The sequence below is a fragment of the Paenibacillus pectinilyticus genome, from assembly GCF_001700435.1.
Lineage (GTDB): Bacteria > Bacillota > Bacilli > Paenibacillales > NBRC-103111 > Paenibacillus_E > Paenibacillus_E pectinilyticus.
On the sequence record NZ_LYPC01000028.1, the window covers coordinates 727796 to 751945 of the forward strand.

The following is a 24150-nucleotide window of genomic DNA, read 5'->3' on the forward strand; positions in this document are numbered from 1 at the left end:
TTCAAGAATTCAATATTAGAGGAAATGAGTGATTATATGTATTATTATAAAGAAGAACTTATTAATCAAATTACTCCAGACAAACCAGATCCAGCAGCAGCTAAAGTTTTACAAGAAGCTCTAGGCGGACAATTTGGTGAAATGAGAACTATGATGCAATATTCTTTTCAAAGCTCTAATTTCCGAGGTAAAGCTACACAGTACCGCGACCTAATCCGCGGCGTATTTCTGGAAGAATTAGCCCATGTGGAACTGGTTCAAAATACGATAAATCAACTGCTAAACGACTCTGGTAACTCCACAGGTGTGGGGAATGCAGGAATCGATGGAGCTCCTCTTGATGAAGCCGTCAAAAATGCAAATCCCCATCATTACATTGTTGGTGCTCAAGCTTCCTTACCCGTAGATGCAGGTGGTAACCCATGGAATGGTTCATGGGTGTATTCACATGGTAATTTAATTGCTGATTTATTGAATAATTTAAGTCTCGAATCAACAGGAGTCCTTCAAAAAACCAGAATCTATGAAATGAGCTCCAATAAAACGCTCCGAGAGACGCTTGGATTCCTCATCGTTCGAGATAATGCACATCAAAATGCTTTTGCTAAAGCTTTAGAAACGCTAGGTGTCGATTGGGGGAAGCTTTTCCCAGTTCCTAATTACGATATAAATAAGTATCCTGAATGCAGAAAATTTGTAGAGATGGGTTATCATAATATTCAATTTAACTTTCGTTTAGACGATACGCGTATTGCTGAGGTCTACCAAGGTGCATCACCAAGTAGAAATAAAGGACAGCTTATAGTTGCCCCACCACCGATGGGATTCCCTGTTCCTCAACTACCAGACATGCCAAATGAGCATAGCCCAGGATTGCAAGATATGAATGTTTAAAACAAGCATACTTATAGGCTTACACCTGAATGATCAGGAGTAAGCCTATTTTACTTTTACTTTAATGAACTTTAACTAGTCGCTATCGTTATCATTATTGAAAATTGCATCCAGCTCTGAACTATGTACGTTCGCGGCTGCCTGGATCTCTTCATCTACTTTATTACTCCCTTGAATTTGCTCCGCAGCTTCGGCTTGATTGTTCAATTGCTCAATAATTTGACCAGCGCCATGAGCGCCTTGATGTCCTCGACTTGATGTCATCGTTGTTGCACACTCCCTTATCGATAAATGAACTTCCAGCTATATTATGACGTTATTTCCCACCCTTATTCACGAATATTAAACTGAATGATAATCGGCAATATCATTGGCCTTCTTTTGGTCTGGGTTATTGAAAGCTGATCCTGATTTGACTCCAATAAAAAAACTCCATAGCTTGTTCGATTAAATTTTAGGTGAATTTCGACGCTTGATAATGGTACATATAAAACATTTCGTTTTTTTCCCTTTTAACAATTGCTCATTTTCGCAAAGTAAACAACGCATGTGATCACCTCAGGTGTAATGTGTCCAAAAGTTATAGTGAAAAATTCACTGTACAGTAACTTTATCCTAAATGTAGTTACAATTATTAGAGATTTGGACATAATATCGAGAAATTTATTTCACTTTAAAATAGGGGGATACTAATGGAACATACACATTATGGGGATATGGAAGATACATTGGCTGATAATTATATACCGATGACTTCCGTTAAAAGCGGTGTCGGTGAAGAAGTTAGCGACGATCTGTTCTGCTATACCAATCAGATCGTCAACATAAGTTTGGTTGGCACTGCCGAAGATTGGGTGTTAGTTGATACAGGTATGCCACAATCCGCAAACCGTATTTTGAAAATGGTTAAAGATCATTTTGGCGTAGATTCGAAACCAAAGGCCATAGTTCTAACGCACGGGCACTTTGATCACGTTGGGGCTGTCGTTGACCTTGTCGAGTCTTGGAATGTATTGGTGTATGCCCACGAATTAGAAATACCCTATTTAACCGGCCAAGCCAGTTATCCGGAACCTGACGGGTCCGTTAAAGGTGGTATTATTGCTAAATTATCACCCTTCTTTCCTAATGAACCGATCAACCTTGGAAGTCATGTTCATCGTTTACCATCAGATGGCAGCATCCCTGGAATGTCCGGATGGCGATGGTTCCATACGCCAGGTCATACGCCTGGACATGTCTCGCTATTTCGAGATAAGGACAGGGCACTAATTGCAGGTGATGCATTTATAACGGTTGAGCAGGACTCACTATACAAGGTCTTAACTCAGAAAAAGCACCTGACAGGGCCTCCCGTATACTTTACAACCGATTGGCATGCAGCTGAGCAGTCTGTAAGAAAGCTAGAATCTTTAAAGCCAAGCGTTGCAATATGCGGTCATGGGGTGCCTATGTCTGGTGAGGAACTAGCAAACGGTTTATCACAATTGGCAACCGATTTCAAAATTATTGCTGTCCCCGATCATGGCCGTTATGTAGATAACAATAATCATTGATGTAGATTGACGGGAAAATGAATTGTAATGAGACACATGGGTATGATAATCAAGTCATTAAATTAGAAAAAAAGGAGCTACACTCATATGGGAATTTTAAGCGGTAATCCAAAAGATGAACCTCTACACTACGGGGAAATCTTTAGTGTATGGACAGCATCCACAGTGGCTAAAGGAGCTGTATCCTGTTATCAAGCATATTTAAATCATTCAGGAGACAAAGATCTTAAAAAGATACTCGACGGTCTCATTGATCAAGCAAATCTTGAAATAAAAGAATTAGATAAAATACTTATTGATAACGGAATTGCCACAGTTCCAACAATGCCTGAAAGACCGGCAGTTAAACTCGAGGATATCCCCGTCGGTGCAAGATTCGCTGATCCCGAGATTGCAGCCAAAATTGCTGCTGACGTTTCATTGGGATTGGTTGCCTGCAGTCAAGCTATGGGTCAATCCATTAGAGTTGATATTGGCGCTTTATTTGCAAAATACCATATAACTAAAACAGCATTAGGCCTTAAAATACTTGAGATAAGTAAAGAAAAAGGTTGGCTAGTTCCTCCTCCACTACAAATAAAAAGGCCTGAAACAGTAAATGCGTAGTTTTGATTTAAATCTTTAAAATATCAATAAATTAATATAAGTGAGCAGGATTTCTGCTCACTTATTAACCCATTCTGCAACTTTGAGGAGGTTGAATTATGGGTGAAAGTGGGACGACGACATATCATCCGATCCGTTATGGTTTCGGAATAACCGTCAGGAACCCCCACGATTTTCTTTTAAAAATACATAGCTTTAAAAGTTCCTATGGTAGCTTTTGCAGCATCCCCGCCAGATTGAGCACGCTTTGACACGTTGTATCTCATCAATAACTAAAAAACTAAAACTGATTAAGCTTGCTACCTTGGCCATCCGTTTTCTATAACTTCAATTATCCTTCTTTCCGGTTCCAACGCACCAAAAGTACACAGGAAACAGCCTCCTACTGGCTGCTCCCTGTGCACTTTTGTTCTTTATCTAAGAGCGTAAGATCCGATTTCAACGCACATATAGATAAACTTTGCAGTGACTTTTACATATGCCTATACTTAATTTGTAGAAATAGTTACATTGTCTAGATTTATACACTGGGTTGAAGCCGATTCCGCTTTATATGCTATCGTATTATTACCTGCATTTAAGGTCACAGTCTCGGTTTGCGTAGCCCATGTGTTCCAGTCTGTTGTTCCGTTAAAGGTTATATTCTTCAGCTTCGTACCGTTCACATAAAAACCCGTATTTGTACTTATGCCATTACCTGCCGAATACCTTAATGCGATGTTATAAGTCCCTGTTGTCGGCACATTTACTGTAAATGTAGTGGTTGGTCCTATATTATTATAATAGTTCGCAACAAAGCCTGTGCCCGTGTATCCCGTATGATCGGTGTAAACCCCCGCAGCGCCTGACAGAGTTGCATTTTCGGCTTCATACGTCTGACTACTGCTTATTGTGTTTATACTAATAGTTACATTGTCTAGATTTATACACTGGGTTGAAGCTGATTCCGCTTTATATGCTATCGTATTGCTGCCTGCGTTCAAGGTCACAGTCTCGGTTTGCGTAGCCCATGTGTTCCAGTCTGTTGTTCCGTTAGAGGTTATATTCTTCAGCTTCGTACCGTTCACATAAAAACCCGTATTTGTACTTGTGCCATTACCTGCCGTATACCTTAATGCGATGTTATAAGTCCCTGTTGTCGGTACATTTACTGTAAATGTAGTGGTTGGTCCTATATTATTATAATAGTTCGCAACAAAGCCTGTGCCCGTGTATCCCGTATGATCGGTGTAAACCCCCGCAGCGCCTGACAGAGTTGCATTTTCGGCTTCATACGTCTGACTTGAGCTACCTCCGCCAGTGCTCAACGCATATGTTTTTCCTGCAGTTGTGTTAAATGTATATATATCTCCATTCTTAGTTGTTGTTACCGTGTTACCATTTTCTGTAACAAGCATATTAGAGCCCGCCCACGGATTTAAAATCCTAACAGTTTGACCCTTTTCACTATTAATAGTTACATTTGAAGCGACAGTATTCTGTAATTGCGCCGATACTAAAAAAGCACCGTCCGCCCTTAGTCGCTTAAACTTAGCGTTTGCATTGGGCCATTCAGGAAATAATCTGATAATTCCATCCTGGCTCTGCATCATACTTGCGTTTATATAATCAAGGCTTGACATGCTCTCCGTTCCATGTCCCCCTGTCGGTACTGTAAAATTCCTTCTCATGTTGTTTGTGAGCAATGTCTTGAACTGTGAAAGAAGAGCCCCGCCAGGATAACCTCCTCTTGCAGCCGATGACCATAGAAATCCTGATGCGTTCCCCGAACCCCAAGAATTGAATCCATCTACTGTATTATTAAAAATCGTTCTGGTCGTTGCATCCGATCCAAGATTCACTGCATTTCCATGTCCTGCTATCATAAGAATACCAGGCCAATCTCCGCTTCTGATAGGTCCACCATCAAACTCAAAAAATACTGTTTTTCCGTTATATGTTCCAGTAGGTAAATCCTTCATATTCGTTACGATATCCTGCCATAATGTACGTTTAGTAGAATCAACACCTAAATCCTGACTATATACGATCATATTCTTGAATAAATTCTTAACCATTGCGTTATCAACAGCAGCATTTATGTTCGTATGATCATAAAATTCCCTAGCTCCAGAATATTTTATCACATATTTTCCATTCTCTTGCACAAGATAAGCTTCCCAGAAATCAGTCAAATGCTTCAGATAATTATAAGCACCAGACGAAAGATAATTTGTATCTTTTGTCGCATTATAATACCAAATGATAGGTTGCGCTGCCCAAACTGCAAGTCCTACCATGTTATAATGTAAATCACCTTCGGATGAGCTTCCCCATGGACCTTGGGCACCGCCTACAACAATACCAGGTATTCCGTTGTTAAACTTTGTTCCCCACTCTCCGCCTGTTACCTGATTAATATAATTGTTTGAACCTGTTTGCGCAGCCCTATTTAACCCCTCGGTTTGCCAATCAAATACTTGCTGGTTATAAGGTAACAATAACTCTTGCCTATTACTTGAAGCAAAGCCTGCGACTGTTGCCTGATTATTATAGGATAATTTGTAGTTGCCATCCCAATTGGGGGTATCATTTGTAACCCATGGCCCCATCAACCCGCCAATAATTTGTCCTTGTCTATAACTAGATCCAGCTTCATATAAAGCGCCGTAATAATATTTCTCCAACTGATCGTCATATGTCCTTACAAATGACTTGAGCCAATAGTTCTTCCACCAGTTGAGATGGTCGGAGTGTAGTGTATCAATCGCACCTGATGTCATGCTATTTGCGGTAGCCGTTGCACCCGTAATATGATCCGTTATATTCTTGCCGGATTTTATGGCTGTAATCACTCTTACAGTTGTATTGGGACTTAATGTAAATTGTTGAGTAGCATTGTTTGAACCATTGTTGCTTGTGCTAACATTAGCACCTATTACTTTTGTCGCAATAGCAGCCCTAGAGGTCCAATCATAACCACTTCCGCTTCCAGTTTCCCGCGCTGCCCAAGCAATCCCATTTGCATCAACTCCTGTCGAGACAGGATAAGTTGTAGGATTGTCATTCCTTGCCCATGTTTCAACATTTATGGATACATTGCTTGTGCCTGTTGTCCACACATCAGTGACGAGAATATTTTGTGTCGCGGATACCCATGAACGCATTTTTACATTTCCATACCCCAGCGTGGTTCTGACTTCTGCATTAAGCATGTCTTGTTCTTGCTGAACTCCGCTTCCGGTTGAATTACCTGCAATAATGTTTACTGCACCAATAGGAAGAGGTTTAGCAAAGTTATGATGACCGTCCCAAAAATCAGTTGTTGAAATATACGCGCGCTGCCAGTTATTATCGGTTGCAGTCACCACTCCTACATTGCCGTTCCCCATAATTGGCCCATCTGGAAAACCTGACGTTACAATATTGTTATTTACTCCATTGTAAATTCCAACATTATTGTTTAGTACGCCTTGTATCTCAGTCCAATCGTCATCTAATTCGGATGCATGGGCTGGAAAAGGTAGGGCAACAACATTCACCAAAGTAAAAACCATACTTAAAATTAGAAAATACGATAACATTCTCTTTTTCATAAAAGTTTACCTCCTTGTTTTTTTGCCACTTTTGATTGCGCTTTCATTACTCCGCGAACGCATAATTATCAATATCCAGCTTCAATTAATGCAATCAGCGACAATAAAGCTCCCCAATGATAAAACTTGTCACTATTCGGCTTATCACATCCTTCCCCGGTATCAGCATTATAATTCTCATGGATATGACGGTTTTCAAGCCATTCCTTGAGAAATAGTTCTTCTGATTTTTCTGCCAGATCTTTCATTGCTGTAGCCATATCATACTTCTTTAAACCCATGTAAACTAAGAAATTTAAAGGTGCCCATATTCTGCCCCTCCAGTAATCCTGGTCCATATAGCTCGGATCATTACGCGGACAAGAGGGTATCATCCATTTCCCCCAAAACTCATCAGGATTATAAAAATGTTTCTCAATCATTTTTTCAGCATTATCTTTGGGAATACTGCCAGTCAGCAGAGGGTAGAAATTAGTCGGTGAAATCCGATCACTAAAAATTCCGTTATCAATTCTTTTATTTAGATATATACCTTTTTCTTCACACCACAACCTGCTTAATCCTTTGCTGAATCTCTGCGCTCTTTTGCTTACTTCAGTCGCCTCGGCATGCCTTCCGATGATTAAAGCTATCTTTTCTAAAGACATGCAATCCATAATATATAAACTGGTGAGTCCTACATCCCCTAACATCATCAAGCTTTTATCCTTATCGAACATCACCTCATCATACATTGGTGAGTTATCGAGGCCTGATTCCATTGCAGCACCGTAGATATCGCCTACCCCGGCACTTTCCCAATAGTTACCTATAATAGGGTCATATGGATTGCTTCCTAAAGCCAATAGGCCATCTTCAATTTCGCGAGCTTTGCAGTACCACCTATTCCATTCCAAGAGATCGTCAAACAGCATTTCAATAAGCCAGATATCCTTAAACTTTGTGTACAGCTCCAGAATAACCATTGAGCCAAGCGGAGGTTGCGAACGGTCCAAGGTCTTGAACCCGCTTGCAGAAGAACAGTTCGGAACAAATCCACCCTTTGTTTTTTCAAGCGTTATTTCAATCGCATTGCAATAGGCTAGTTCCTTGTTGTCTAAAGAGGCCATATATGCCGCTAAATAAGTATCCCAACAGTACAGAACATAGCCACCCCATTCGCAATTCCAAATCCTGCTTATGGGTGTAATCACTCTGTCCTTGATAGGATCATAAATAGTATCCCAAGCTAAACTACACTGCATTGCAGCATATAGCTCTGCCCTGTTTCCATATTTATCTTTCTCTTTATTGTACATTTGTTTATTTTCTTCAATCATTTTTATGACTTCTTCCGAATTTCTTTTTGCTCCTACGCAAATTTCAATCGGCTTATCGAGACGCAGTGCCAAATACGGAGTCAGTGAAGCGACTCTAGGTTCATTGATTTGTTCTTGTACAGTATAGACAGAAATCTTGCTTTCGGGCGTAGAGGCAATGATAGCCTCTTCTTCAATCCACACATTTCCCATTCTGCCCCAAAGAAAACCCGTCTCCACGATAAGAGAAGGAGGATAAAGAGGCAATTTCTCCGGTACTATTCGAATAACGAGCTCAGTTCCTATTGTCGCGCTCTGGACAGTAATCTCGGTTCCCCGCCAAACCAGTTTTAACTCCGTGTAGCTCCCGTCATAAGAGTGTCCGCCAAGGAATACTTTTTCTGCTCTGTTATCCTGTCGCTGTCCACTCCCTACTCCGTCCGGTCTACCAACTAAGGCTTCCCTAAGATAATCCCCTGTTCCGTAATCCAACAAGCACAAGTTGACAGCAAACCCTTCAGGCAAAAGCACATGAGAGAGAACACTCCGTGTATTCCAAGTGTTCCAGCCTTTAATTAAAGACCTTTTAAGGTCCATGTATTCTTTCATTTTCTTTTTCTCCTCATAACGTTCTATTGAATCCATTATCCAGTTAGTCTTTTAGTCCGCTCATTGCCACGCCTTCAATCAAATACCTCTGTGAAACAGCAAATACAATAATCGGAATAACCACAGCCACAGCGGCTCCAGCCATAATTGCAGGCCAATCAACACCTGAAATAGAGCTGTTCATATAATATATACCCATTGAGATCGTAAACTGTTTATTGCTATTCAGGTATACAAGTGGATTTAAAAAGTCATTCCATGAAGCCAGAAACTGATAGACAGCAACCATTGTAATTGCCGGCTTCAACAACGGAAGAAGAATTCTTGTAAGAATGTCGAACCTGTTGCATCCGTCAATTAGAGCTGCCTCATCCAAACCATAAGGTAAGCCCATAATGAACTGCCTAATTAAAAAAATGTAAAATGGAACGCCAAAGCAAAGCGGTAAAATTAACGGGTAATAACTGTTTGTCATATTAAGCTTCGTGAATTCAATAAATTGCGGAATTATGGTAATGTCCCAAGGAAGCATCATACTGGCAAGCACAATTGAAAATAGCAGGCTTTTCCCTTTGAAACTTAGCCTAGCAAAGCCATAAGCAACAAACACGGATGAACACGTTGCTGCAATTACCGAAAGACAAGATACAACAACTGTGTTGAGTAGCATCCTAGAAATATGATAGGTTTCTTCTGCATATTTAAAATTATCAAAACTAAAAGTCTTTGGTATCACTTCCGGAGGGTATGCCAAAATACCCTCCGGTCCATTAAACGCCTTGGTAAAAATCCAGTACACGGGGAATGTAAATACGATTGCGCATATTAGTATCATAAAATAGCTGCTTATTTTCTTTGTCGTCATTTTGATATCCATCGACTGCTATTTCCTTTCTGATTCATAGAATACCCAACTTTTACTAGATTTCATAACAACAAGCGTAATCACGAGCACAATGATAAACATCACCCAAGATAAAGCTGAAGCATATCCCATGCGTTGATATTTGAATGCTGTTTGGAATTCATAAAGGGAATATACATAGGTAGATTTGGCTGGTCCTCCTCCTGTAATTACAAGAAAAGGTGCAAGACATTGGAATTGAGCTATCATTATTGTTATTAAATTATAAAGAATTGTTGGTGTCAGCATAGGTAAGGTTATATTAAAAAACTTTCGAACTGAACCTGCGCCATCAATCTCAGCCGCCTCATAATAGGACTCGGGAATGAGCTTCAATGCTGCAATAAATAGAATCATGGATGTTCCCACAGCCCATAAACCTGTAAATCCAACAGAAAAAAGAGCAAGCTTCTGATCCGTAATCCAGGGCACCTGAACGTTAAAAATGCTCAGAAAATAATTGAAAATGCCAAGGTCCTGGTTATACATAAATTTCCACATTTGTCCTGCTACGGCTCCTGATAGCACAACAGGCAGATAAACCAAAGATCTTACAGTTTTTACGAATTTCAGTTTCTGGTTTAGCAGTAGTGCAACCAACATTGAAATCACCAGTTGGAACGGAACCTCAAAAACAACAAATGTTAATGTTTTCCTTAACCCTGACAAAGCGTACTGATCATCCGTAAAAATATTGATATAGTTTTCAAACCCGATAAACTTTAAATCCTTAAACAAATCCCATCTGCAAAAACTTAGCACCAGCGAAAAGAGCATGGGTCCTAAAGTAAAACAAATAAACCCAATAATCCATGGCAGTATGAATACATATCCCATAGTTGACTCCGAAAGGCCTGCTCTACGTTTGACCACCTTTTTAGTAGCTAAAATATAATTTCCCGAGTATTGATTCACAACTTTTTCCATAGATATATCTCCCAGTCACTTAATTATCAATCATGCTGAAGAATTATTAGATGAGTGTGGCAGATAGTATCTCTACCATCTGCCACAACATAACATTTACATTTCAATTATTTTTTCTTCAGTATTTTATCCATTTCTTTGGCTGCTTCGCTCAAAGTTTTCTGCGGGTCTTCGTTATTCAGAAATATTTTTTCACTTGCCTTTCCAAATTCTGCATCAGCTTCAAAGAATCTTGGATTTTTCGTGAACTCAGGTACGTTTGTCGGAAGCTTCATGACGTCGAACAACGGCTTCATCACGCCCTGATCCTGTTTCAATTCCGCTGCAACACTCTTTATCGCTGAAGGGGAATACCCAGAACCGGAATTGATCTTGGAAACCTCGGGCCCTCCTAAGAACTTGATAACATCCCACGCCGCATCTTTGTTTTTAGACTTAGCAAACATGGACCATGTAGAGCTGTGTACTACAGGTTTAAATTGCATACCGGCTTTTGGTACAGGAGGAGTTACCATACCAAACTGGAAGTTTGGATCCTTGGTCAGATCGGCAAGAGGCCAACTGCCATTATCCATCATAGCAACCTTGCCAGACATAAACTCGGCATTACCCGGATTTCCTTCGCCAGTAGCGATTAATGACCTTGCTGACATATCAAATATCTTTTTATACCATTTTACTGTTTCAACAACAGCCGGAGAATCAACGTAACCGCTTGCAGTCGTTCCGTCAGGACTCACTTCACTTCCTCCGTTAGACCATAAATAGCCTGCAAGCTGATATGTTTGACTTGACAGGGCAATAAAGCCATATTGTGCATCTTTGCCTTTTTTACCGTTTGACAGTTTCTTCACGGTGTCGGCAAATTCATCCCATGTCCAACCGTCTTTCGGGTAAGGAACATTCGCATTGTCGAAAACTTTCTTGTTGTAGAAAATAACTCTCGGGGTGAAATCTTTGGGAAGGCCGTAGATCTTGTCACGGTACTTTGCCCAAGCGCCTACAACATCATAATAAATAGACATGTCAAAATTATCTTTTTTAATGTAGGGGGTTAGATCTTCCGCAACTCCCGAATCAGCAAACTGTGGCGTGTTCCACATCAGGAAAATATCCGGGGTTTCGCCCGATGCATTAAGAATGTTCAATTTTTCATCGTACCCTTGAACAACGCTCTGTAGTTCGATTTTGACATTGGGATGTTGTGCCGTATAGGCATCCATCATTTTTTGCTCAAGAGCTAAACCTTCACCGCTGTCCCAAGTCATAGCTGTCAGCTTGATATCTTGTTTCTGAGAATTGGAAGCCGTTGGCGCTGCTGTTTCTTTCATCTCCTGAGCAGAAGTCGCCTTGGCAGTAGGTGTTTCCGTCTGTTGATTTCCACACCCCGCCAATATAAGAGATACGGATGCAATCATAACTACAATCGGCAAGACTTTCTTCTTTTGCATTGATGAATTCCCCCTTGATTTATGTTTGTATCAAAATGCATTTCGGCTGTTACCGTTTACATTTTATACAACGGACCTTTCGGTTCTGCATTTGATATATCTAAACTATAGTGCCTAGGGTACTTCCAAACAACATAACGAATCTTTGAAATATTAAGCAATTCTTTATAGATTAATCCCTATACTTTAAAAATAGATGTGTTAATTGAAATATGAAATATTAGTTCCCTTTCCATAAAGTAAAGTTGCTCAAAACACTTTAAAGATGTAATATTTGAACATATAATTGTCAGCATAAAAATAGGAGCGCCCCGATTCTCGAATGGTTAGTTCACTATACTACTCACAAAGAGAAAGGAAGAACTCCAGACGTATTGTAGTCAGCACTCTCACACACTGTAATGAAGGGCATTTGCATTTTTGCTAGCGCTTACAAGTTCGGATTTTCGGGAAGAAAATAAAGGAGATCAATTCAATTAAATTCTGTGGGGGCATAAAACTATGTACAAAGTCATTCTGGCTGATGATGACGAATTCGTATTGGAAGGCTTCAAACGTAAAATCGATTGGGTAAATCTGGGACTTGAACTTGTCGGAACAGCCAGTGATGGGTTAGAGGCCATAAAGCTGGTTAAAGAGCTAGACTCCCATATTCTTATAACAGATATCAGAATGCCGATCATGGACGGGATTATGCTTATTGAATCTCTGAGAAAAGTAAATTCAGAAATCAAGGTTATCATTATCAGCGGTTACAGTGAATTTGAATATGCTCAAAAGGCTGTAAAATTAAAAGCTATGGAATATCTGCTCAAGCCCACATCAAAAGAAGATGTTGAGAATGCCTTGAAAAAGCTGGTAGAAGTTTTAAATCAGGAAAATTATGAAGAACTTCAAAAAGAGCAAATTCTCCTGGAAAATCGGGAGAATATGGATATTGTATTTAAACATTTAGTTTTGAGTATTCTTGAAGATAGTATAGAGGACTCCAATCATTTGTTTATTAAGCTTACTCAAATAAAACCAGGCATAATGAAAGGCAAAGTCGTAGTCTCCCTGGTAGAAATTGATAATCTTAAAGGAATTTCTATGGAGTCTTTGGATAAAGGTAAAATCATTTCTGATCTCTACAAAATCATTGAAACTAGTGCTCAAAAAAGCAATGACAAAAATCTTGTTTTAAAACTAAACGAAAATAGGTTTGCCATTGTTATGTTTTTTGATGAAAAACTGGGTTTTAATTTCATAAATAACAAGGTGATTTGGGTTCTACACAATCTTATGAATTCGGCAGAAATCATAACACATTTTTCCATAACCGCCACATATGGCCCAATCGTAGAGAACGTTCTTGATGCTAGACGATCCTTTATAGAAGCCTTTGAAGCGTTGAAGCACAAATTGTTGTTTGGAAAAAAATCATTAATTAAGTACACGGATATAAATAAAATTGACAATTCGGCAGATGAAATCTGCTTGGAAAATGAAAAGAAGCTTGTTCAAGCTATTGAAAGGCTTCAATATGAACAAACTCTCAAATGTGTTGATGAATTTTACGCCTATCTTGCCAAAGGTAATAAGTGTTCCTATCCATATATCTTAAGTGTCAGTTTCAAACTGCTCACATTGGCAAAGAAACTTACGCAGCAGGAAAATTCAATAGGTAACGAGTTTTTGATATGGGAACAATTAAACAGTTTTGAGACAGTTGAAGAAATCCATAAATGGCTTAGAGATGTATTGAATACCGTCATGCTAGAAGCTTTAAACAAAAATAATAACAATTACAGCAGCGCAGTTAATTTCATGGTAGATTATATTCAAAAAAATTATGTCAGGAATATTACTTTAAGAGATATTTCAAACGAAATTTTCCTTTCAGAAAACTATCTCACCACTCTATTCAAAAAGGAAATGGGAATTACTTTTAAGAAATATCTAATAAATACAAGGATGGAAAAAGCAAAACTGTTACTTGCCGATCCCAAATATAAAATTTTTGAAATTGCTAATCTTGTCGGTTATGAAAGTGAAGAATATTTCAGTAATATTTTCAAGGAAAGCGTAGGTTTAACACCAAAAGGATTCAGAAATAACACAGCATTTAATATTTAGATTGTCTTATACAAAAATGTATTGCCTTTGCTTACGTATCTGTTGCATTTGCTATCAGGGGGAGAATGATTTTAGCAATAGTCCCCCCCGAATCCTTGTTTTCATAGTAGAGACCGTACTGGTTTCCATATTTTATCTTAATCCTTTCATTAACATTTCTTATTCCATATCCCTTTGTTTCTACCACATTATTGAGTATGGATTGCATATCCTCGGTTACAACACCTGTGCCATTGTCTTCAACAGAAAAAATCAAGTCTTCCCCAGTAATGCCTGCAGTGAGCTTAATCAGCCCATCTTTCTTTTTTTGATTCAGGCCATGAAGTATCGCGTTCTCAACCAATGGCTGAAGTATCAGTTTTAATATATGGAACTTGCTGACGTTGTCATCTATCACTTCTATGAATTCAAAGCGGTTTCTATAGATCTTCATCTGAATATCAACATATTTTCTAACATGTTCCAATTCATGAGTTACAGATACAACATCCATTCCTTTGTTCAGGCTTAGCCTAAAGAATCTACCTAAAGTGCTAATGATCTCTCCGACATCCTTATCGTCAGTCATCCAGTAGACTGCATCCAAGGTGTTATAGAGAAAATGAGGATTGATTTGTGCCTGCAGAGCCATAAGTTCGGCATCTCTTTCCTTTTTGTTAGCGATTTCAATTTCCTTCAGCAGGTTCCGTATTTTTTTCATCATTTCCTCAAAACTAATATTAAGGATTTCAACTTCAATAATTTTACTAGACTCAATATTAACCGAAAGATTCCCTCTTTCAACATTTCTAATATTGACTAGTAGTTTTTTTAATCCTCTGGTCATTGTATTTGATAGCAACACGGCCAAAATGATCATAATAATTGTTATTGTGAGTATAGAAATAATGATCTTATTGGACACCGAATGGAAGCCTTTAAAAAGTTCGTCATACGGCATTATCTCGATAGCAGTCCAATCAATTGAATTGAAGTGCTTGAACGTAATAATATATTCTTTTCCATTTACAATTTTCATTAGATTTCCATTTTTGATTGTATGAATTTCATTTAAGCTTGAAATAACATTGAAATGTGTGGATATTTTATCATAATTCGAGTTGTATATAGTCGTACCTTCATTATCAATTATATATAAATCCGCAATTTTGTGGCTTTTCATATCTTCGAGAGCAGAAAAAAGGTAATCCAACCTAAGTAGTATCGTCAAAACGCCTATTTGTTCATTATTTAAATCTTTTATCCATTTGATGGTTGTCAACATGGGGGCACCCAAGCTTTTATCCGTTGAAACATTGAAATAGATATCATCTTTGTATTTATATAGAGTATTGTTTTGAACATATTTTGTAAAAAAACTATAATCGTTTATTCCGTATGCAGCAACATCGTCGACGTACTTGCCTTCCATTATCGTATTTAGGGGTTCTGAGAAATTTTTTGTAAATATATTCACAGAATAAATACCATTCATTGAACCAGAATAGTCCAGAAGTATCTTTTTTACTTCCCTGTTATTAGTTACTTGGGTCAAAAGATTGATAGGTTTACTTAGTACTATATTCTGGATTTTTTCGTTGTTTGATATTGTACGAGCGATTTGAGATTGATATTGTAATTTCAAATCGAGTATATCCACTAATTTCACGGCATTTGACAATTGCGATTCATATATGCTTTTTGTTATAAGCTGCTTAAAAAATCCCAAAAACAAGAAAGTAGTGATAGTAATAAATATTATTAGAAGGACAACTAAACCCCAAATCATCAAAGTTTTAAGTTTGAACTTAGTATTTTTGAAGTATGTGCTATATCGTTTCCCAACCAATATATTTTTCAAGAAGAAATCTCCTTTCTATGTGAATTTACTGCAAAATATAATTATTATAAATGACTACCACTCTAATTTCTGGAACAGCTCGCTCTATAGATTAGTTATGTCTTTCTCCAATTCGAAAGATTTCGACCGATGCGACATTACATTCAATGCCGTATAGTTGATCAAGCAAACCCTTTGAGAAGTATGCACCGCACAAATTCCTTCATCGATTGATTATAGAAAAGATAAACCAAGATAAGAAACTAAAAAAAGCTACCCCTCCAATGCTTGTAATTACATTTTTTATTCACGGTAAAAAAGATATAGGGATATATTGGCGGTGGAGTTGAGCATGTTACCAACAATCATGAGGAGCATGATGTATCACTGGATATAAACAAAGAAGTTAATAGTTAAGGCCTTGTCTTCCTGTTCATTTAAGGCTTCGCCATATTAATGGTATTGAATTCATAGACAGATGTAAAGTTATATTTACTGGATTGTTCAGGCGATGCCAAACGTAATTCTTGATGCAATTACTGCATGACTACTTGATTAGTTTAAGCGCGGCTGTATACTGTTAGAAATACAGTTCGATTTCCAATTTTCGCAATCTACGAATATTTCACCACATTAATCATTATTTCACATCCAATTAAATAATAAAGTTCCGACAATCTGAAAGATCGGAACTTTATAATATTAACGCTTAGATTAATTACTAACAATAATGTCACTCAACAGTAATATAGTAATATAAAAAAAGGCTAACAGGACATCGTGCCGGCAGCCTTCTCTTGATATCTATTGAGCTCTATGATCGCATGTGTGAACAAGTTACTACATTGGATATTTGCCATGCTTAAACGAAGAGAAGCGTACCTCGAGATGATTTAATTGGAAATCAAACGAAATCAAAGAAAAACTTTCCAAAGCAATTTTGGAGGGTTATTGGCATGCTCAGTAATTAGTATAGCACCATCTTCTCGCTTTTCTATTGAAAAATCTTGACAAGTTATTAGCTGGTTAGCTTAACGCTCTGTCGCTATTCAACTACCTTATCTTCTCAAGAGAAAAAACCACCATACATCATAATGGTTTTATGTTTTTTTATATAGTCGAATTACAAAGTTGTGAAGATATGTTTTGAGGATCTTATTTCACGAATTACTAGTCGGTAATGGCTAATTACCTCCCTAATAGCAAAACGAGGCGACCGATCAATCCACGGCAGCCTCGTTTTTTTAATCCATACCTCGTAGCTCAACAAAGGCCTGATCATCAAGCATAACGTCTCCAGCGGCACAAGAATCCTCCAGTTGACTGCTATTTTTGCAACCTGAAATCGGAAAGACAGGAAACGGATGAGCAAGTAAGTAACCAAGAGACACCTGGGTCATCGTTAGATCCAAACGTTCCGCGATCGATTCGACACTTTTTAGCTTATGTAAGTTTTTTTCATTACAAAGGTTCCATACGTTTTTATTCTCAGGACTAGGTTCGAGTAACATTTCGCTTTTATATCGGCCGCTAAAAAAGCCTGAGGCCTGTGCATTATAAGGGATTGCAGGCATCCCTGTACGTTCGTGATAAGCAAGCTCATTTTTGTCCAATGTAACCAGTGTAGGATCGCTTCCTTGATAATACGAAGCAAGGCTCCATTTAGTTTGGCTGGCAGCAAACCCTTGCAATCCTTTGCTTAATGAATATTGCAGTGCAGCTTCTATTCGTTCTGACCTCCAATTTGAGCATCCGAAATATCGGATTTTGCCCTTTTGCACCAACGCATTCATCGTATCGATAATGTCTTCTACCGACCGCTGTGGGTCATCCCGATGTAGCCAGTACAGATCGATATAATCCGTTTGCAAATGGCGGAGGCTCTGTTCCACGTCGTAATTAATGTCTTCCTGGCTTAAGCGAGGTATATGCATCGTCTCCAATTCGGGGTGGGCTCCTTTGGTTGCGAGAACTATATGGCTACGGTTATTGCGCGACTTCAACCATTGCCCAATGAGTTTTTCACTGCGGCTTCGCTCGCCTGGCACCCAATCGGAGTATACTTTAGCGGTATCGAGAAAATTTCCTCCCTTGTCCAAAAAGCGGTCCATCAGTTCAAAAGAAGTATCCCTACTCACGGTTTCACCTAAATTCGATGTACCTAGGCAAATGACAGATGGCGTTAGTTCTGTACCGGGTATGTTTCTATATCTCATTTTTGACCTCCGTGTTTGTTTATTTTTGTAGAGAAGCCATTTAAATCTTATCTTCTCATATTCTCAAGTCTGTTTACAGGATTAATCAATTTAAACATTCCGATTGCACCTAACTCTTTTACCATTTAGTTTAATAAAACCCACTCCCCCATCCTAAAAACATAAAAAGAACCAGCTCTTCTGGTTCTTTTTATGTCACACAATCTATTTAACTGAATTGTCCTGCACCATCTGCAATTAAGATTAATATACCTCTCTATAAATAAAATAGTCAAAATCTGCGTGCAATCGAGTTCCACTCAAGTCTTGAACGCATACGCCAACAAAAGTACCTGTGAAGCGTAACGGAAACGCGGCATCATCCGAAAGATGGCGGATATCAATTTCATTTCCTACTGAATGCCAATTTGCTTCCTCAATAGCGTATGCAAATTGCAATTTTTCCCGATTAACTGTCGCTTTGAGTCTAATTGGGGTAACGTCGGGTACCGATACTTCGATCTGAAGCAGCTCGTCATATTGACCTTGAACCGTCTGAATGATACCAAGAACCTTTCCCATTTTTTCCTCATGTGTAATCCGCAAGTATACATAATCGTCCGTATCATAATAAAGGATTAATCCAGCCATTTGCTGAAAATGCTCCGGCTCAAATTCAAATTGAGTTTCAGCCTCAAACCTAAACGACTGTTGTCTTCTTGCCACAAGACTTTGTCGATGCCATGAGCTCAATGACTCCATCCCCCGCAAACGCAAATACCCTTTTCGTTCCTGCAAAGAGAGCCAACTTGCGTCAGGCTGAATCCGAAGGGTGTTCCACTGCAGACCTAGCTGTTGCTCATCAAAATCATCCTTCTCCGCTTCGCTTTTGAATGCGTGAATCGGAAGTTGAGGGGCAGTGACTTCTACCGATGGACGATTCCCTCCACATTCCAAGCGCAACCACCCATCAACATCCCAAATACATTTCTGAAGAGCCGTCTCTCTACCTAACGTGCAATAATGCTCTACAGTGGGTCTAGCGCATAAATGCGCCAAATACCATTCTCCAGTTTGAGTTTCGACCAAGCAACCGTGACCAGCCTTCTGAAGGAGCAGATCCGGCGCTCCATAGCTTGTCAACATCGGATAATTGGGGTCTATCTCGTACGGCCCAAGTATGGAGGTTGAACGTGCCATCGTGATAGCATGCTCGTATTTCGTTCCTCCTTCAGCTATCATCAAATAATAGTAGCCATTACGTTTGTATAAATGTGGTCCTTCTGTAAAGCCGAGTTCCGTTCCTTGGAAGATAGTAGACACTGGGCCAGTTAATTTGTTTTCATCAACCGAGTACTCTTGAATCACAATGCCTCCGAACTTATTTCTCCCCTTACGGTGATCCCAGATCATGTTGAGTAACCATTTACGACCGCTCTCATCATGGAACAAAGAAGGATCGAATCCACTACTGTTTAAATATACTGGTTCTGACCACGGCCCAAGAATGTTCGTTGCGGTTACCAAATAATTATGAGTATCCTTGAACGCACCTTTCCGTGATTTTACATCGGTATAAATCAAATAAAATATTCCGTTATCATAGCTTAAACAAGGAGCCCAGACTCCGCCCGAATTCACATTTCCTAGCATATCCAGTTGAGAAACTCGATTTAACGGATGGGGCAATATCCTCCAGTGAACTAAATCTCTGGAATGGTGAATCTGGATGCCCGGAAACCACTCAAAGGTAGATGTTGCCAAATAGTAATCATCACCGACACGAATGATGGAGGGATCGGGGTTAAAGCCACGCAAAATTGGATTCACAATGGTATTCATCTGTAATCTCCTATATCTTTATCATAATCAGATCAATCTTACAGGCCCAAGAAGTCCACTAGGTTCTTGCTGCGCAAATGCCGATAAGAAATCGGGCTGCTCTTTCACCAACGTATTCGTAACCTCGATAACTAGCTTGTTTTTGCCCTCTTTGATTAAGCCATGAATCTCAACGCGGTAAGGCGGACAAATGCGTACGCCTGCTTCCTCACCGTTGATCCACACTTGCGTCGTCTCATAGACCTCACCTAAGTCTAAAATTGCTTGGTCAGCAGACTCGTTCCATTCAAATTCCGTCTCATAACGGAATGTGCCTGTAAATCGAGGTAAATAACTAGGCCCACTCATATTCGTTAAAGCCCCCAGCTTTCCCCATTCCTTAAAATGAGGATAATGCTCAGACTCTGCAGTGGATACCTTCCATTCGCCCTTTAGCTCAACTCCAGAGCCAACTGTACTCTGCGGCAATGCATCATAACCTTCAAGGGCAGTACCATGCAGCAGTACGATTGACTCATACGGATGAAGAACGACCTCCACCACATTCCCCCAAGTTGCTTGCAAACGAGTCAACTGATTACTAAATGCATCATAAGCATATACATCACCTTGGACAGGCAAAGTTACTTGCCTACGAATCGTTTGATGCGGATGCTCGTTAAAGAACATAAAAACATCTAACCCGTCATGCAAATAGTGGTAGTTCCGAAGATACGGCGCGTGTTCGTCGACGCTAATCTCATAATGTCCGTCAGCAGTAAGCACTTGTGCCAGATTTTCTAAAGCAACAACCTTTACATTCTGGTGATTGGCAAGGAAAGCTAGTTCGGCAGTAACTTCAGTGCCCTCGCTAGCTCGTACCGGTAGTCCGTCTACAATTCGAACTGCTAGCCCTTGTTCCGAAAACGTCACCAAACGACGAATCATCGCCGTGGGAAGAGCTTCGGCATAGGGTACGATAAGGCATTGGAAATCCTCATTATTAACGTGCAGTTTGTTGTTTATCACGCTTGCTGCTCCTAGAAGAATGTCGATAGGTAGTACATCGCAGTCGATCTGATGCTGCATTAATTGCTTCACTGGCTTTTGGAAATACATTGCTTCTCCAGACCATTCAGCTTCAGCATGATAAACGACAGCAGCAGAAGCTATATGCCTTCCACCTGAAATCAGGTGGCTAATCCGATTCATATATTGATTTAAATGCTTGTAATAGCGGTACTGCGGATTTTTCCCACCTGCATACATATGCGGCGGACAATCCGGATCTGGAGCTTTTTGAGAAAAAGCATGCGGAACAAAATAATTGACACCGCGGACTAACATATGGTCTGTAAGCCATTTCATTAGCTTCAAGCCTTCTGTCCAGCCATATGCCCCATACATTTCACACATTGTTCTACCTTGTTTTTTGGGGTCGTTATGTGCTAGTGATACGCCAAGCTTCGCGAGGCCGTAGTGGAAAAATTCGCTATCGGTCTCCCCCGCCGGCCATCGGAAAGGCAATTCATCGAAGCCCGGGACGATCTGCCACATCACCACATCAATTCCTGACATATCTTGTCCTCCTAACGAACGGAAGAAATGTCCGGCGCCAGGTCCAAGTCTCGCATGCACGTTGTTGTCCTCAAGCACATGCCCGATATATTCTACCCCACGGGCTCTGCACCACTCTCCGATTTGGTTGCAAAAGTTATCCGCGTAAAGCTTACTGACGATATTCATATAAGTGTAACGTACGATATTGGACTGTTGACCCGTGTCCTGCCAGATAAGATATAGAACCCTACGATAATCCTTCCCTAATGCCTGCTCAAATAGGTCCGGCATTTCACTGCTCCAAGGAAGTGGCACTCCTTTTTTACCAGGTCTTGAATGGAAGTCAAATGTCGTCTTATCGTTATAAAATCCAGGCTCGTCAGAGAAGAAACCAGCAAACGTCTTTCCAAAATCTTCCTTGTAGCGTTCATACATAGCTTCATAGACCTTGTCGAGTAGAATACGAACGGAATCTCGGTCTAGCGGGTTCAGATAATCTTCCTGCTGTAGGCTGCCGCCATCCTTATTTTCAGACATAATAAATACGCGCCAGTACCCTTCAGGAATATCCCAATAGAGGATACCGTCTTGCACAAGATCAGTAATGTCGATACTTCCATCAAGTAAATCTCCAGTCGAAGGATCTCGGCGTACCGCGACAACGGAGATTAATTTATTTTTGCCAGTTGCTCGCTCGGTGTGAGATATCGTTGGTCTGAGCCCACGCAGTAACAAAGTATCCAGCAGCAGGGAAGCTCCTTGTGCAGGACCGAGGGTATCGATGTAGCGTTCAGCCAAAAATTTGCGATGGAGCTCCTTCGGAGCCTCCTTCACCTTCCCCGCAGCATGGCCAGTTGGAAAATGATCATCGTCCAGCAGCCATACTTTCATTCCGCGATTCCGAGCCTCATCCATAATAATGTCCATATCTGTCCACCATTTTGGGCCAAGAAAATCCGGATGAGGACGAGCTTCAATACATACTGCTCTGATGCCCGATTCATGTACTCGGGCAATCTCTTCACGAATCACTTCTTCTTCCTCACCATGTTGCCAGAGAAAAGGAAGGATATAATTATGTTCTTGACCCTCAAGTACTTCCTTAAGACGATTACTCATAATTTTAAGCCCCCTAATATCAGCCGGGATTGTTTCAATCCCCATCTTGGATGGAAATATCCGCCCGACTCCAATGAGAAGCCGCGCGGATATTTAGCACTCACAACTTATTTTTTAACTTTTGCATACCAATCTCTAGCACGCTTCGTAACCTCTTCGCCGCCCGATTTGTTCCATTTTTCTACAAACTCATCAAACTTACTGATCGGGAACTGTCCTGTAATGATCTTGCTAGCGTACTCAATATAGAGTGTACGATTGTTGATATCTGGGAACCCGTCATAGACACTTGCCGGCATTCCATCTCCAGCAATGACTTTCGCATACTTCTGAGCATCCTTCATGATTTGAACGGTTTGATCAATCTCCCACATTCTGTCTTCCGATGCAGTGCTCTTTAAGAGATTACTTGTAAAATCAAGCGTTGAAATTTTGGAATAAGGATCAAGAATAAGATTTTCTTGGGTACTCTTGTCATCCGGTAATTTGACGGCTTTTCCATCCTTCATCGTATAGTGCATGCCTTCAACACCAAGGTACAAAGCATTCCAATTCTTTTTGTCATACATATTGTTCAGTAACTTTAACGTTGCCATCAATTTCTTTTGATCTTTATTGTTCTTTACAACCCACGCTGGAGGTGTGAACCGCTTCCAGGTATAGAAGCCCTTGTATCCTTGAACTTCTGGTAGTGGAAGTGAAGCAAAAGTACCTTTCACACCGCTGTTCTTTTGCAAATTATCCAAATAAAGATTGGTTTGTTCTGCCCAGTGAAAGTAGTTTCCTACTTTGTTAGCTGCAACCTTTCCGTCCCACTTCGCTTTATCGTTTAGCAAGGATTCTTTATCTATTAATCCGTCTTTGTACAGCTTGGAGATGAACTCTAGAGCAGCTTTCATATTCGGTGATACTGCGGAATATGTTAATTTGCCATCGTATAGATCCCAATCCGGATAGCCTTCAAACATAGCTACACCATACATCGCAAACAGTTGATCCATCCAGCGCGCTTCTTGACGACCGCCAGTTGGAAGCTCGTCTTTCTGTCCGTTGCCGTTAGGATCCTTATCCCGGAATGCTTCCAAAACCTTAACATAATCGTCTTGGGTCTTCGGCATCTGTAAGCCCAGTTTGTCTAACCAATCTTGTCGGATCATCCCCGAGTATCTTCCGTAATCGACCATGCCAGGGATATAATAAATTTTGCCTTGGCCCGTTGGGTCATTCGCTTTCACAATGTCCCACATATCCTTCGGAATAGCTGCCCATAAATTAGGCGCATATTTCGGCAGCAAATCGGTCAGATCGGCGATAGCTCCGTTTTTTGCTAAACTATTTTCGAGACCCTGCTGGGGTAAAAACAAATCGGGCAGTTCACCGGAAGCAATTTTTAGATTTAACTGATTTAAATAAGCAGTTCCACCATTCCATTCCACATACGGGCTAATCACGCCTACGCCTAATTTTTCTTTATAAAATTCATACAATTTGCTGCCTTTTTCGGTTGGTTTATACCCAATGTTTGTTCCCCAAACTTCAATATCTACAATATCTTCGGCTTTCGCAGTTGCCTCCTGGTTCGGCTTAGCCGACGAAGTAGCTGCACTTTCGGATGAATTCGTTTTGTCGCTACAGCCTGTCACGACTGTAAACGCAAGAGCACTGACGGTCGCGAGTACCCCAAGCTTTTTAATGACCATT

15 protein-coding genes are annotated in these 24150 nt (G+C 40.0%); 4 read left to right on the forward strand and 11 right to left on the reverse strand.

The genetic code is table 11. The annotated features are described in order from the left end of the window. Positions 1-36 precede the first annotated feature (36 nt). Entirely contained in the window at positions 37-894 is an 858-nt protein-coding gene (locus tag A8709_RS30890; protein WP_065858473.1) for a manganese catalase family protein, read from the forward strand. A 75-nt stretch (positions 895-969) separates the two neighbouring features. Here the strand turns inward: A8709_RS30890 and A8709_RS30895 are convergent, their stop codons facing one another. Then, a complete protein-coding gene (locus A8709_RS30895; RefSeq protein ID WP_065858475.1) occupies positions 970-1158 on the reverse strand; it encodes a hypothetical protein in 189 nt (62 codons plus the stop codon). A gap of 428 nt (positions 1159-1586) precedes the next feature. On the opposite strand from A8709_RS30895, the gene A8709_RS30900 reads away from it, so the two are divergent. Further along, positions 1587-2450 carry an MBL fold metallo-hydrolase gene (locus A8709_RS30900; RefSeq protein ID WP_065858478.1) on the forward strand — a complete coding sequence of 288 codons (864 nt, stop codon included), beginning with the start codon at positions 1587-1589 and terminating at the stop codon, positions 2448-2450. Between the two features lie 87 nt (positions 2451-2537). Next, complete coding sequence (locus A8709_RS30905) at positions 2538-3056, forward strand: DUF3231 family protein (protein WP_065858480.1); 519 nt, start codon at positions 2538-2540, stop codon at positions 3054-3056. A gap of 488 nt (positions 3057-3544) precedes the next feature. Here the strand turns inward: A8709_RS30905 and A8709_RS30910 are convergent, their stop codons facing one another. The 5 genes from A8709_RS30910 to A8709_RS30930 form a co-directional block, all read right to left on the reverse strand. Further along, positions 3545-6631 (reverse strand): CBM35 domain-containing protein, encoded by a 3087-nt coding sequence (locus tag A8709_RS30910; RefSeq protein WP_065858482.1) that lies wholly within the window; start codon positions 6629-6631, stop codon positions 3545-3547. A 68-nt stretch (positions 6632-6699) separates the two neighbouring features. Further along, a complete protein-coding gene (locus A8709_RS30915) occupies positions 6700-8574 on the reverse strand; it encodes an MGH1-like glycoside hydrolase domain-containing protein (RefSeq protein WP_065858484.1) in 1875 nt (624 codons plus the stop codon). A 7-nt stretch (positions 8575-8581) separates the two neighbouring features. Continuing rightward, positions 8582-9415: a carbohydrate ABC transporter permease gene (locus A8709_RS30920; protein WP_065858486.1), complete on the reverse strand. Its 834-nt coding sequence runs from the start codon at positions 9413-9415 to the stop codon at positions 8582-8584. 6 nt (positions 9416-9421) lie between these two features. After that, a complete protein-coding gene (locus A8709_RS30925) occupies positions 9422-10369 on the reverse strand; it encodes a carbohydrate ABC transporter permease (RefSeq protein WP_065858489.1) in 948 nt (315 codons plus the stop codon). Between the two features lie 107 nt (positions 10370-10476). Beyond that, entirely contained in the window at positions 10477-11820 is a 1344-nt protein-coding gene (locus A8709_RS30930; RefSeq protein ID WP_065858491.1) for an ABC transporter substrate-binding protein, read from the reverse strand. 501 nt (positions 11821-12321) lie between these two features. Here A8709_RS30930 and A8709_RS30935 point away from each other — a divergent pair. Next, positions 12322-13935, forward strand: coding sequence for a response regulator transcription factor (locus A8709_RS30935; protein WP_065858493.1), 1614 nt, complete (start codon positions 12322-12324; stop codon positions 13933-13935). 31 nt (positions 13936-13966) lie between these two features. Here A8709_RS30935 and A8709_RS30940 read toward each other — a convergent pair whose 3' ends face one another. From A8709_RS30940 to A8709_RS30960, 5 genes are all read right to left on the reverse strand, one after another. Next, complete coding sequence (locus A8709_RS30940; protein WP_065858495.1) at positions 13967-15775, reverse strand: sensor histidine kinase; 1809 nt, start codon at positions 15773-15775, stop codon at positions 13967-13969. 1223 nt (positions 15776-16998) lie between these two features. Then, complete coding sequence (locus A8709_RS30945; protein WP_065858497.1) at positions 16999-17970, reverse strand: aldo/keto reductase; 972 nt, start codon at positions 17968-17970, stop codon at positions 16999-17001. A gap of 243 nt (positions 17971-18213) precedes the next feature. Then, the gene (locus tag A8709_RS30950; protein WP_065858499.1) at positions 18214-19791 is read right to left on the reverse strand and encodes a glycoside hydrolase family 43 protein; all 1578 of its coding nucleotides are present in this window, start codon (positions 19789-19791) and stop codon (positions 18214-18216) included. A 27-nt stretch (positions 19792-19818) separates the two neighbouring features. Next, positions 19819-22449, reverse strand: a complete 2631-nt coding sequence (locus A8709_RS30955; RefSeq protein ID WP_065858501.1) for a glycosylhydrolase-like jelly roll fold domain-containing protein — start codon at positions 22447-22449, stop codon at positions 19819-19821. Positions 22450-22556: 107 nt separating this feature from the next. Further along, complete coding sequence (locus A8709_RS30960) at positions 22557-24149, reverse strand: type 2 periplasmic-binding domain-containing protein (RefSeq protein WP_065858503.1); 1593 nt, start codon at positions 24147-24149, stop codon at positions 22557-22559. Position 24150 lies beyond the last annotated feature (1 nt).